Origin of the sequence: Hoylesella buccalis ATCC 35310 (genome assembly GCF_025151385.1) — a bacterium.
Lineage (GTDB): Bacteria > Bacteroidota > Bacteroidia > Bacteroidales > Bacteroidaceae > Prevotella > Prevotella buccalis.
In genome coordinates this window covers 725298-739450 of the sequence record NZ_CP102287.1, presented here as the reverse complement: position 1 = coordinate 739450, position 14153 = coordinate 725298, and the positions used below count along the sequence as shown (strand labels likewise).

The window sequence follows — 14153 nt, the reverse complement described above, 5'->3', positions numbered from 1 at the left end:
TTTTATTATGTTGATACTTATAAAAGTTTAATGTGAGAATATATTACTCCTCCCATCCTGGATTTTGTCCCAATAAAGGATTCTTGAGCCTTTCCTCATACGGCACAGGCCACAAATAATGCTTTTTAGGATCGAAATATCGGATTCCGCCTTCGGCCGTAGACTTTTCATGAACAATGTCACCAAACTCATCCACACCATTGTCAGGATACGGATTCCGCCCTAAATCATTCATGCATACAGTTAAGCTAGGTCCCGTTATAGCACGACCAAATCTCAGTTCACCTTCGCGCCAACGCATAATATCTGCATAACGCATACCGTCGAAACTCATTTCTACTCGGCGCTCACGCTTCAATTCTGTCCATAGATCCATGTTCCATTTCTTCAACTCGTCGAGTTTCATAGGATGCATGCCCACCCGGTTTCTCAACTTATTGACAGTTTCGTCAATCTCCTGCTGAGTTAAGGTGCCGTTTAATTTGTACAAGGCCTCGGCATAAGTGAGTAAAACCTCAGGATAACGAATGACGTTATAGTTGTTATGTCCTTTTCTATAAGCTATATTGTTAATGATGCTGTACTTTTTAAAATAAAAACCCGTATAGCTGTTAGCCCCCTTGCGGTTGTTGTTACTTAGCGAAGCAAAACGTGGTAATTTAAAAATAGGATTTGCGTTGTCTACATCCTTGTCACCATCGTCGCCGCCGGGCCACTTGTCACCAGGAGCATAGAGTGTCATCCTCATACGCGGATCCCGGTTTTTAAAATAGTCTGCATAATGTTTCTCGGGGTATGTGTACAAATCAGAAGTTACGACATTATTATTGTGATAATATTCCAATCCTGCCTTAGCCGGTTTACCGTCTGTACACAAAAACGCATCTACTAAAGTCTTGGATGCCATAAAACGCACATAGTCAACCGGACTGCATATTTCTCGCGAGGTGTTGTGCATGCGAACATCTTTCACATAGAGGCTGAAAATAATAGATTCATTGTTCTTTGGATTTGTCTCTACGTCTCCCTCTTGCTGGTATAGCTTAGCATAGTCGTACAGTCCATAAGGACTGTTATCCATAATCTCCCGGCAGGCATCTCTTGCTATCTCATAACGTTCGTTCTGCAAGGCAATACGAGCCTTCATGGCTAAGGCTCCCCAACGGTCAATGCGACCAACATTAACTCCTAACTGTCTCTTCGCAGGCAAGCGTTCAGCAGCCCAGTCAAGATCAGCCAAGATATGATCAATGACTTGACTACGGCTCGTTCGAGCGATATAGGCCTCTTTGGATGTTATCACATGATCCACCCATGGTACGTCACCAAAGAAAGTGGTCAACATGAAATACTCATAGGCTCTAATGACCTTCACTTCACCGGCATACACATCTTTAACTTCCTGTGGGATAGGGGCGGAGTTGTAGTTGTCAAGAAAATTATTGCAAGTGTATATATTGCTATACGCCCTTGACCAATATGAGCTCATAGGAAACCCGTCGCTATAGGTGTGTTTACCTCCGGAAACCTTGCTCAATCCACTTTTAACATCACCCCACAACACCGTTTCAGCAGTTGCCTCAGCCCATTTGATTAGAGTCTCATAGTCAAAAGCATCATAACACGGGTACAAGGCCGAACGTAGCTGTTCCTCCGTTTTCCAATATGTTTGGTTGGTAACCGAATCCAAAGGGTATTTATCTAATATATCGCTGCATGAAACTGTTATCATCAAACCGATGAACAGAATGCCAAAATATTTAAAAGTCTTCATAACACATCATTTTAAAAGTTAACGGATAGTCCAAAAACATAAGTTTTGACTTGTGGATATATACTTCCAGAAGTTTCACGTACTTCTGGATCATAAGAACCAAAATATTTGGTAAACGTCAGCAAGTTATCAGCTGAAAAATATGCCCTCACATGATTCATGCCCAACTTGGACACCCATTTATTAGGGAAGGTATAACCCAACTGCACGTTCTTCAAACGTAGATATGATGCGTCCTCGAGCCAATAATTGCTAAACATGAGGTTGTGCGACTGTCCTTGATACAATCTCGGATAAGTTCCATTGGGATTATTAGGTGTCCAACGGTTCAAGTGTTCAACTTTTGGAACCGAATAGTCATTGATGAAACAGTGACGGGCTTCGTCTGAAAGATAACCATTCACTTTCCCCACGCCCTGAAAGTAACAACTGAAATCCCAGCCTTTCCATGCAATATTGGCCTTGATTGCATAGGTGTAATGAGGGAATGGCTCGCCAAACACCACCTTATCATACTCGTCAATCATACCGTCAGGCTTGCCCTCTGGACCGCTAACATCCCGATACTTAATGTCTCCTGGTTGAACAATTGACTTATGTGCGTTTGGCACAACAAATTTAGGATTGATATACTTTCCATCTTCGTTTCTTCCTTCGAAATCGCTCGTTTGAGCCAAACCGTCAGTCAGATACCCATAATAGGCATTGATAGGATCACCTACACGCCGGATATGGTTACCAAGACTTGGTTCGCTATTGCCCAAATCAGTAATTTTATTTTTCGAATCGGATATATTTAAACTCAGTCCATATCTTACTTCACCGATATGGTCTCGCCAAGAAGCACCAAACTCCCAGCCTTTGTTCTCTATACGTCCCATGTTTTCAAACGGAAGATTATTCGAACCAACAACACCTACAATAGTCGGAAAAATAGGTTTCACCAGTGCATTGATATTTTCCTTCTTAAACCAGTCGAACGTCAAGGACAATCTATTGCTAATAAAGTTCAAGTCCAAACCGACATTCATCATGCGTATCGTCTCCCACTTGATGTTTGTATTTCCCAGTTTCCTTTGCTCAAATCCAACGTTGTTTGTATCACCGATAGGATATGCCTTTTCCCTACGTTCGATGGGAGTAACATAAGGATAGAATGTACTGCCCACATTCTGGTTACCCAATTCTCCCCAGGATGCACGCAGCTTTCCCATCGACATATAAGAATCGAGGAACCGCATGAAATCCTCTCTGAAGAAATTCCAGCCAACAGAGAACGAAGGGAAATAGCCCCAACGGTTGTTCTTTGCAAAACGAGAAGTGCCGTCTATACGAAGGTTGGCTTCAAGCAAATATTTATTGTCAAAAGCATAATTCAGTCGGCCAAAATAAGATTGTAATGCCCATTGTCCTTTGGTGCCGCTATTTGTAATGTCTTCCGTACCCATACTAAGCACATAAATATCATCTACGAGAATGTTTTTTCGACTTCCACTCAAATTGCTGTTATCATACCATTCTTGTGAAAAGCCCAGCAATGCTCCAATATCGTGCTTCCAGAACTTCTTGTTGAAAGTAGACGTGATTTGGAAGCTTTGCGTCAATGCATCTTGATGACTTTGCTGAACTGAATTTTTCATCGTCTTGTTGTCGGGGCTTGGCTCGCCATCTGCATTAAACTTTAGCAACGTGGGCGAAAACTCATCTATTTCACGGAAATAGTAGTTTGCAGAGTATTGTCCATTCAAATATAACCCGTCTACGATCTTAAGATTGGCTTCAACGATAGCATTTAACGTTCTCGACTTAGATTTCTGTGAACCACCTTCATACGCGACATACAATGGGTTGCCTACCGATCCGTATGACCAGTACGGCGTATCTTCCCATTGTCCGGCATCGTTCTTCTGCTTCCATTTGATTGGCAGCAACGGTGAGATTCTCTGGGCTAGACGAAATACTCCACCCGTTCCTGAAAATCCAGATACCTGGCGGTTGAAATCCACAAAACTAACCGTTCCGTTCAGTTTCAAGCGAGATCCTATTTCTGTATTCACATTGATACGAGCATTATGACGCTTGGAATTGAACGCATCGCCAACCACCAAACCATCTTGGTTTAAGTAGCCATATGATAAAAAATACGCACTTTTGTCACCACCACCTCTTACACTAACTGCATGGGAGGTCTGTAAAGCATTCTTTTTGAAAATCTCATGCACCCAGTCGGTGTTGGAATATTCATTTGGATATTCTCCTGAATCATATTTTTGGAACGCATCCTCGCTGTATGGCTTGGAGAAGCCAGCTGCTGCCATGGACTCGTTGTAAAGCTCCATATATTGCCTTCCGTTAACCAACTTTGGTAAGGCTGTAGGGGTTTGCATTCCCACATATCCACTGTAAGACACATGGGCATTCTCTTTTCTCTTACCTTTTTTCGTTGTGATTAATATCACACCATTTGCAGCGCGGGCACCATAGATAGCTGACGAGGCTGCATCCTTGAGCACCGATACACTCTCGATGTCCAACGGATTCAGAAGGTTTAAGTCGCCTCCTGCCACTCCATCAATTAAAATCAATGGCGAGGTGTTGCTGCTGATGGTGTTGATACCACGAACCCTAATACTGGGGACTGCACCTGGTTGTCCGCTCGAAGACTCAATGGTTACCCCTGGCAGCATTCCTTGCAAACCTGATGTAACGTTAGCTATCGGTCGATTTTCCAACGCATCGCCCTTAATCATTGAAACAGCTCCAGTTAGATTAATTTTCTTTTGTGTGCCGTAGCCAACAACAACGACCTCATCCAGCCCCGTGGCATCTTCCTGCATCACAAGGGATATGGTCCTGCCATCCCTAACTGTGTACTTAATCTCCTCACAACCTACATAGTTAATCTTCAGTACTGTACCAGGATCTACTTTAATGCTGAACTGTCCTTCTTGGTCAGTGATGGCAATAACTTTTTGGTCAAGTGTCGAAATAGTCGCTCCAACAAGAGGTTCACCATTTTTATCCTTTACCCTTCCGTAAACAGCTGGCTGTGCATCATTCGCTACATAAGTTGGTGAAGGCTTGGTCTTAGCGTCCTTTTTCAGCCTGTTTGTCCTATACAACATAATGGTACCGTTCTTGATGCTGTAAGCCACATCAATATTATGGAACAAGGCATCCAGCACCTTATCTACCCTTTTATTCTTGGCAGACAGGCTTACCAGCTTATCCAAGTCGACAAATTCCTTGCTATAGGCAATCTTTAGATTCGATTTCTTGCCTATAACCTTCATCGCTTTTCCAAGGGGCATGTTGTTGAACTTCACACTTATCACCTGACTTTGAGCACAGAGCCAAAGAGGTAACAATGTTGCCACAAAAAACACACATAGTCGTTTGACAATGTTTAATTGAGTTGTTGTCTTCATAGCTATAATTAATTGATTATATATGTTTGTTCGTCTTGCTTTTTAATTCTTATCGGTGTGATTGTCTCCATTGTTTCTATCACTTCTTTGATATCGTTCGAACTGCAGTTGAATGTATAGCTGTATTTTTTAGCAGCGTTCTCTTTGATGATGAAAGTGACATTGAAATTGCGTTCGAGCGTCAGCAGCACTTCATCCATCGGCGTATTAATGAAAGACAGTCTGTTGTTTTTCCAATCAGACGAACCATTATTGCTCGACACGTTCCTAATCGCACATGATGCCGTTCTACGTGCATAGATGGCCTGTTGGTTGGGCTTCATAGACCGTAAGGTGTGTTCCTTACCTGATTTTCCCACCAGAACATGTCCTTCATCCAAAGTTGTTACGATATCTTTGTTTTCTGGATAGGCTTTGATATTAAATTTTGTTCCCGTAACCTTCACCATCATATCGTAAGTTCTGACTATGAATGGATGCCTGGCATCTTTGGCGACTTGGAAATATCCTTCACCTTCGAGTCCAACTTCCCTGAGTCGGTCATAAAACCTATCGGGGTAACTAAGTTTAGAGTCAGAATTAAGAAATACCTTTGTGCCATCAGGGAGAACCACGAGCAACTTCTCACCTTTTGAAGCATAGATTTCATGGTGTTTAACGCTGGAATTGAGAAAGAGGTAATAAGAACTAAATCCGAGCATAAAGACAATAATCGCTGCTGATGTCCACTTGAGGACATTCGCAATTGGATGATGCTTCTTTTGCGTGATTACTTTCATGATGTTATTGAAAACACCGTCCATATCAAACTCTGGTGCACCAAGTTCTTCGCTGGCTCCTTCCTCATGATTGGTAAGCTGGTCAATGTCATGATCTAACATGTCCTCTATATTTTTAAATAGCTTCTCTCTATCTTTTGTATTCTTCATGCCTGTTTTTTTATAGAATACACATGAGGAAAATAATTGTATGTAAAATAAACGTTAATTAACCTTAATAGCATTCTAGACAGATAGTCAACTCTTCGAACAGTCAGTATGTTTTATTTTACAAATCCGAAGGATGAATTGGTGATGAAGAAATAAAACTTGGCGCTCATCACACTATCTCATTACTCTTTTAATGAGGCTCAAAAGAGGTGAAGGTTAATAGAAGTGCAAACCTCTGCTGTGTTTTTCATGGTTTTAATACAATCCAAACACCAACAAGTTTTGCACTTCGATTATTAATCTTCAAATAAAAGCACGAAACCGCCGTATGCCGAACGGCATGTACGGTGGTGTGGAGTTTGGTTAATGTGAAAAGTAGGGTAAGTATCCAACATTAGACGTTTACTGTGTTAATCAAAAAGAAGAGAATGCATGTGTAGAAACTTGCATTCTCTTCTTATTTAAAATCTCTTTTGGGAGATACTTAACTTTGTTTGAAAGCTTATCGATTGACCGTCACAGCAAAGTAGTCTCGCTTGCCGGATGGCCAGATGCCCTTGATGTAAAGTACGGGATCTTTACTTGTTGATGCCTTTTTTACAGCAGTTTGCAAGTCCTCTAATGCCTTCATTGGTATGTCATTCACCTCCAGAATAATGAAACCCTTCGAGATGCCAGCCTCTTTTAGTGCCCCTTTGTTAATTTTAATCACTTCCAAGCCGTAGCTCGTGCGCATCTGTTGCTTTTGTGCTGAGGTTATTTCTCTGAAGTTGCCCCCAAGCACATCAAGGTCTGCCACCTTGACAATGCTTGTGTTGCCCTGTGCGTTTTTCAGCGTAACGGTCTTTGTATTCTTTTTCTTGTTGTGCAGATAAGTGATGGTTATCTTCTCGCCAGGCCGCTTGCTGTAGATAATTTCCTGCAACTCGGCCATTTTGTTGATCTTTTTGCCATCCAGATTGGTGATGACGTCGCCTTCTTGCAGACCAGCTTCAGCACCCGCTCCTTCGCTCTCAACCTTGGCAACGTATACGCCAGAGTTGGTTCCCAGATCCACATCTTTATCCTGTTCTTTTTGCATGTTGATGTAGTTCAGCACGTCTTGCCCTTGAATTCCGAGCATTGCACGCTGCACTGTACCAAATTTCTTGAGATCGCTCACCACTTTGTTCATGATGCTTGTCGGAATGGCAAATCCATAACCGGCATACGAACCCGTTTGAGAATACAGCATGGCATTGATGCCTACCAGCTCTCCTTGTGCGTTAACCAAGGCACCACCCGAGTTACCTGCGTTGATGGCTGCATCGGTTTGGATAAAGCTTTCTACACCATTAGCGTACAAAGATCTTGCTTTTGCGCTGACAATTCCAGCCGTTACTGTATTGTTTAGACCAAATGGGTTGCCCACGGCAATGACCCATTCGCCAATTTTCAGTTTGTCAGAGTCGCCAATGGGGAGGGTAGGAAGTTTGCTTCCGTCAATTTTGATGAGTGCCAGGTCGGTAGTTTTGTCCGTACCAACCACTCTTGCAGAGAACTCTCTGTTGTCTGTCAACGTGACAGTTAGTTCATCGGCACCCTCAACCACGTGGTTATTCGTGACGATGTATCCATCATCAGAAATCAAAACACCTGAACCTGTTGCTCTCTTCGGTGGAGTTTGCATTTGTCGCTTTTGTGTTCCACCTTGTCCTTGTCCAAAGAAATCGAATGGGAAGCCAAAGAAATCAGAGAAAGGATTGCTAGGTACCTCCACGGTTCTGGTCTTCGAGTTCTGCACATATTTGATGTGAACCACTGCCGGCAACGCTTTATCAGCAGCATAAGTTAAGTCTACTGGTTGTCCTGCAGCGGGAACTTGATCACCAGCTGCGTTCACCTTAATAAACGAGCCGGCAGAAAAAGCAAGTGCGATGAGGCACATTGCTGTTAGCAAATAGTTAGAATACTTTTTCATTTAAATATGATTTAATTGTTCTTTATTTCTTTCATCGAGAATGTTCTGCCTGATAGATGGCAAGCAACATTCTGCCATTTGTTTATAACTGATGCAAATTTAAGCGCAAAAAACGTTAATCTGCCATTTTGTCCAGTTTCTTTATTCCAATTTAACAATTTGTTTTAACACATTAACGGCTCTTAAGTCATTGTCATGTGTTTTTACAAATATTGAAGATTCCAGGGCCTGTGTTTTTCAATTATCCTCAAAGATTTAGGTTCGTCCAAACGATTAAACGATGACCATGTCAGACGTTTGGACGCTTGTGTATAATGGTTTTCTGTTGGTGTACTTCCTCTTTGGACTTCAATGGCCTAGAAGTAAAAACTTTTTGTTTCCACTCTTCATCTCTTTATTTTTTACTATCTTTGCGCTCATAAGTAAGTGTTCCGGCTCTGCCGCTGGTATCTTTTGGATGCGAGAGGAAAGTCCGGGCAACACAGGACGCTCCACTTCTGAAACTAGAAGCTATTGGTGACAGTAGGTGTCGGTAGAAGAGAATAACCGCCCGCAAGGGTAAGGGTGAGAAGGTGGTGTAAGAGACCACCAGCTGATGGGTGATCATCAGGCTGTACCATCTGGAGGTTGCAAGTTCGCGTATACCATTGTTTGAAGGTTGTCCGCCTAAACGTTCGCGTACAATGGAGGGTAGAATGCTAGAGTTGGAGGGCGACTTCCAAAGTAGATAAATGGCAGAGCGCCAACATCGTTGGTTACAGAACCCGGCTTATAGGAACACTTCTTATTTTTATGAAATCAAATAGCATCACCAAGGCAAGACATTAGAGCTTTGTCTTGTAATGAAGTACAATCTATGAACAAGTATATACTGCAAGTTCAGCGCTTCCTGACAGTAGACATCTGGCGCATTACACCCAAAGACGTGTCGTCTTTGCAATATCTGCTCATTAGCATCGTCAAAAAACTATCATTAGCTGTCAAGTTCTTCCTTACCAAGGGAACGGGCGATTTAGCTGCCGCACTAACTTATTCTACGTTGTTGGCCATTGTTCCCATTTGTGCGGTAGTGTTTGCTGTGGCGCGAGGTTTTGGCTTTTCTAAGTACATTGAAGAGTGGTTCCGCAATGCCTTGTCAGGGCAGTCACAAGCCGCTGAAATTATTATTGGTTTCGTCAATTCGTATTTGGTACACACACAGAGTGGCGTCATCCTTGGCGTTGGCTTACTCTTCATGCTGTGGACGGTGCTTCGGTTGACACGAACCATTGAGCAAACTTTCAACAATATTTGGCAGGTGAAGCACGAACGCACGCTGTTCCGTACCGTCACCGACTATCTTGCCATGGTCTTTTTAATGCCTATCTTGATTGTCTTGATTTCTGGTATCTCCATCTTTATGACCGCATTCGTCGACCGTGCGCAAGGCTATATGCTGCTAGCACCCATGTTGCAGATAGGGTTGAAGGTGATGCCTTTTGTCATCATGTCGTGCGTGTTCATCGGTTTGTACATCTTTATGCCCAACACGAAGGTCAAGCTTACCGCAGCCATCGCGCCAGGCATTCTCGCCGGTGTGGCCATGCAGGTGTTGCAGTTGTTTTATATCCACGGTCAGATGCTGTTGTCCAGTTACAATGCCATTTACGGGTCGTTTGCCGCACTGCCATTGTTCATGCTCTGGGTGCAGATATCGTGGACCATTTGCTTGTTTGGCGCACAATTGTGCTACACCAATCAGAACTTGGAAGATTTAGCCTTTCTGACCAATCCAAATGAAATTAGTCATCGCTATCGGCTCTTGATGAGTGCCGTGCTGCTCAGCAAGATATGCAACCGATTCGTTGAGGGGAAGAAACCTTATACCGCTCTTGAATTAAAATTGGAAACAAACATTCCGATTCGCGTCACCAACGACTTATTGTACAATTTGACAGAGGTGAATCTCATCAATTCGAGTGTTTGCCATGAAGATCATGATGGCGACCTAATCTACCAGCCAGCACAGACGTTGGATCATATAACGGTAGGCGACATGGTCGATAGATTGGAAGCATTGGGGCGGTGGGACATGCAACTTGATTTGCACGAGCAACTCACTTCAACGGATTGGAAGCATCTGTTCGACTTACGCAAGACCTATTTGGATCAGCTGCGTGATGTTCCAATCAGGGCGTTATTCCCCCAAGAAGTCATGCAAACAAATAATAATGCGTGAAAATACCCGTTATTTAATTAGGTATTGGTATCTTACCAACCAATTATAAACTAAATGATTGTTGAGTTTAATCTGCTTCATCATTATAACAGTAGAAAGGATTAACGTATGGAAATGAATTTGCCAGATTTTATGAAGTATAAAGACAAGTTCTCTAACTCTGGTTTTGTCGAAAAAATATCACGCATTGCAAAGCGTGCGGGTGCAAAGCTTGTCTATGCCGCACTCATTCTTTATTACACCTTAGAGAACGACAAGGTGTCGGTTAGGGATAAAGCCATCATCATTGGAGCGTTGGGCTATCTCATCAGTCCGCTTGATGTTGTGCCAGATGCCATCCCTATCGCAGGCCTCAGTGACGACTTGGCGGTATTGATTTACGTACTCCATAAGGTTTGGGGTGAGGTTTCTGACGAGGTCAAGCAAAAGGCCAAGGCAAAAATGAGTCAGTGGTTCGACCTTGACGAGATCAACTCGGCCGACGATATCTTTACTGAGCGTCCCGAAGACACGCCTGTTTAGAAGGCTGTACAGCTTGTCGTTACATATTAAAAGAATGTAAGATAAGAGTTCTTGTTGCTGTGCTAAAGATTCTTTGTTGGGCCTAAAGGCTTGAAAGACGTAAACCGTTCTTTTGCTTTATGTCATCCAGCCGCGTAGCCTTTCACCGTGTTACACCTCATTACCATTAAGCATACAAACCTGTGTGGGTACTGGATTCGTGTCTGATAGATGATGAATTTTCTTGACAACCAACTTCTCTGTGCTTGGCTTATTTGCAGTAGATCTATCTGTTATCGCAAATAAGCCAAATATAAGCAGATTTCGTATATACCTATAATACAATTTGTTACCCGAATATCGTACTGTTTCGCCCATCTTTTTCATCATCTTTCCTGCCAAAAGCATTGCTTTTGGGCTTTAATATGCATGCTCTTGTGAGACAATCACCTATCTATTAACAGGCAAAGTGATGCTTGTAGTGCAATAAAAGCATTGCTTTTTCCTGTCAACACCCAATTTTTTCCTACCAAATCTCAATTGTTTGCTTCCTCATTGCCTATCGTTTTTTGCTAGAATGAAAGTTTTCATGGGGCGTTTTAAGGGCAAAAAACGGTTATAAAATCGTACATTTCTTGGACTTTGTGGCTCGAGGCATATCCTCGTTTTAGTGTGGTTATCAGTAACAGGGTTGTCGTTTTGCTCAACTATATGTGGTATCAGACCAAGTACAAGCAGTCGTTGTGCTTATTTTTACAAAGGGAAAATGAAATAGGGTAGAGGCATCAGGGTAAGATAAAAGAAGATGTGTAATTTGTATTTTTTTCACATTGTAATTGTTGTATCATTCTTTTATTTTCTGTATCTTTGTCATATCAACATTATAGAATACTAAGATTATGACAAAAAGAAACGAAATTTACAAATGTGAAAAGTGTGGTAACATGGTTGAAGTAGTGAATGAGTCAACCGGAGAACTTACCTGTTGTGGTGCTCCTATGAAACTTTTGAAGGAGAACACCGTTGACGCTGCGACGGAAAAGCACGTTCCTGTGATTGAAAAGATAGAAGGTGGCTACCGTGTAACCGTGGGTGAGGTAGAGCATCCGATGACGGAGGAACACTACATCCAGTGGATTGAGCTGATTACACCGACCGAAGTTCTTCGCAAATATCTTACACCATCTGACAAGCCAGTGGCTGAGTTCAAGACCTGTGCTACCGAAGTTTGTGCACGTGAGTACTGCAATCTGCACGGTTTGTGGAAAGCAGAATAAGGCATTGTTTTGTCTTTCGCTTTGAATCATATAAAAAGAGACAATCACCAGCGTGGTTGTCTCTTTTCTTTCACTTTCAGTTTCTTCTTATTCTGCAAGGCTGAAAAACGACTTTATGCCTCATGTGCGTTCTGATAAAGATACCTCTTGATGCTCTTCTTCGGCGTTTTTTCAAACTCTTCATCATGTAATCTGATAGCACTCAGTTTGCTATAGGCTGGCAATTCGTTGTTCAGTTGCAGTCTGTTTTGTTCCATGACTTCTTCAATATCCGACCTTGTCAGCCCAATGGAATTAGCTTCATCCAAGTCGGGACAAACCAGTCCCACCAGTTTGTTGTTTTCTTGAATCACCACACTCTCGCTGACCATGGGCATGGCGTTGAGCCTATCTTCTATTTCTTCGGGGTAAATGTTTTGCCCACTCGCACCCAGCAGCATGTTCTTCAAACGTCCCTTGATGAAAATATTGCCTTCTGCGTCCATTGTTCCTAAGTCGCCAGTGTGATACCAGCCCTCAGCATCTAGTGCTTCTGCTGTAGCTTCAGGATTCTTGTAATATCCCAGCATCACGTTTGTGCCTCTTGCCCAAATCTCACCGGGAACGTTCTGCGGATCGTTACTGTTGATCTTTACTTCCATGTGGTAGGCAGCACGACCGCAACTGCCGGGGACAAACGTCTCATGGTTGGCGTATGCGATGATTGGAGCACACTCGGTTGTGCCGTATCCAACGGTATATGGGAAACCTATCTTCTGCAAGAAATTCTCGATGTCCTTGTTGAAAGCAGCACCGCCAATAATGACTTCATGGAAATTGCCACCAAAAGCGTTGATAACCTCTTGTCCAATCTTCTCGTGAATCTTGGTGTTGATGACAGGCATGTTAAGCAACAGCTTCATCATGTTGTTCTGTATCTTTGGGTAGACCCGCTTCTTGATAATCTTCTCGATGACCAGCGGTACGGCAATAATTAAGGCAGGCTTGATTTCAGCGTATGCTTGAGCAATGACGGCTGGGCTCGGCAGACGGGTAAGATAGAAGATGTGGCAGCCCGTAATAAACTCATAAATGAATTCAAAGGCCATGCCATACATGTGAGCCATGGGCAGAATGCTTAACACATGATCGCCTTCGCGCATGATGCCACGCAACTCGTGCCGGGCAAAGTCTACGTTTCCCCACATGGCGCGATAGGGAATCATCACGCCTTTCGAGAATCCTGTCGTTCCGCTCGTGTAGTTAATCAGTGCCAATTCTTCTGGATCTTGCTCGATATAGTAGTTGACATGTTCTGGTCTGAAGTACTTAGGATACTTTTTTCCGAACATCTCGTTAAGATGTTCTCGGGCATACGTCAACTTCTCTGTTCTGGAAACGAACAATGAATAATCGGGAATATAAACGATTCCTTCCAAGTCTGGCATCTCTTTTTCGTCGATGACGGTTGCTACAACGTCGCCGACGAACAGCAATTTTGCTTCGCTGTGATTGACAATGTTGTGTATTTGTTCGGCGGTAAATTCGTGCAAAATGGGAACAGCAACGGCTCCATAAGTCAGTGTTGCTAAGAATGCGCATGCCCAAGCCGCACTGTTTCGTCCACAGAGGGCAATCTTGTCACCCTTCTGAACACCGCTGTTTTCAAACAAGATGTGCAGCTTTTCTATTTTTCGAGCCACATCGTGATACTGAAGAGTAACGCCTTTATAGTCAGTTAGGGCGTTCAAAGTCCAATGGTCGATAATGCTCTTTTGAATGAGGGCATTAAAACTCGGAATTTCTTTCATGCTTCTTTCTATTTATCTTAGTTGAATCATATTTCTGATGTGAAAATCATTAAGTTGAAATTTTCGGTGTCAGTATAAATAATTCTATTGCACAATATTTAAGTATGTGTGCAAAGATAATGTCTTATTTGCACATGTACAAGAAAAATGTGCATGTTTTTTCGTAATATTCAATACATATTTAATGTTTTGATAACTTATCTTCCTGGCAATAAAAGATAAAAGCAAGCCTGCCGTCACGAAAATGTCATGTTAAAGTAGCAGCTGGAAGGTGGC

General features: G+C 42.7%; 8 protein-coding genes and 1 other RNA gene. 4 read left to right on the top strand and 5 right to left on the bottom strand.

What is annotated here, in order from left to right; translation table 11 throughout:
• Positions 1–43: 43 nt before the first annotated feature.
• From NQ518_RS03230 to NQ518_RS03215, 4 genes are all read right to left on the bottom strand, one after another.
• Positions 44–1774 (bottom strand): RagB/SusD family nutrient uptake outer membrane protein, encoded by a 1731-nt coding sequence (locus NQ518_RS03230; RefSeq protein WP_004348809.1) that lies wholly within the window; start codon positions 1772–1774, stop codon positions 44–46.
• A gap of 11 nt (positions 1775–1785) precedes the next feature.
• A complete protein-coding gene (locus NQ518_RS03225) occupies positions 1786–5202 on the bottom strand; it encodes a TonB-dependent receptor (RefSeq protein ID WP_004348808.1) in 3417 nt (1138 codons plus the stop codon).
• 8 nt (positions 5203–5210) lie between these two features.
• Positions 5211–6131 carry a FecR family protein gene (locus NQ518_RS03220; protein WP_004348807.1) on the bottom strand — a complete coding sequence of 307 codons (921 nt, stop codon included), beginning with the start codon at positions 6129–6131 and terminating at the stop codon, positions 5211–5213.
• A 502-nt stretch (positions 6132–6633) separates the two neighbouring features.
• Entirely contained in the window at positions 6634–8091 is a 1458-nt protein-coding gene (locus tag NQ518_RS03215) for a Do family serine endopeptidase (RefSeq protein WP_227205093.1), read from the bottom strand.
• A gap of 423 nt (positions 8092–8514) precedes the next feature.
• Between NQ518_RS03215 and rnpB the strand changes: the two genes are divergently transcribed.
• The 4 genes from rnpB to NQ518_RS03195 all read left to right on the top strand — a co-directional run bounded on the left by rnpB (position 8515) and on the right by NQ518_RS03195 (position 12087).
• An RNA gene (gene rnpB, locus NQ518_RS03210) (RNase P RNA component class A) lies at positions 8515–8879 on the top strand.
• Between the two features lie 68 nt (positions 8880–8947).
• Positions 8948–10309 carry a YihY/virulence factor BrkB family protein gene (locus NQ518_RS03205; protein WP_227205091.1) on the top strand — a complete coding sequence of 454 codons (1362 nt, stop codon included), beginning with the start codon at positions 8948–8950 and terminating at the stop codon, positions 10307–10309.
• A gap of 114 nt (positions 10310–10423) precedes the next feature.
• A complete protein-coding gene (locus NQ518_RS03200) occupies positions 10424–10831 on the top strand; it encodes a YkvA family protein (RefSeq protein ID WP_040562542.1) in 408 nt (135 codons plus the stop codon).
• 878 nt (positions 10832–11709) lie between these two features.
• Positions 11710–12087 (top strand): desulfoferrodoxin, encoded by a 378-nt coding sequence (locus NQ518_RS03195; protein ID WP_227205089.1) that lies wholly within the window; start codon positions 11710–11712, stop codon positions 12085–12087.
• 113 nt (positions 12088–12200) lie between these two features.
• Here the strand turns inward: NQ518_RS03195 and NQ518_RS03190 are convergent, their stop codons facing one another.
• Positions 12201–13877 (bottom strand): AMP-binding protein, encoded by a 1677-nt coding sequence (locus NQ518_RS03190; protein WP_227205087.1) that lies wholly within the window; start codon positions 13875–13877, stop codon positions 12201–12203.
• Between the last annotated feature and the right edge of the window lie 276 nt (positions 13878–14153).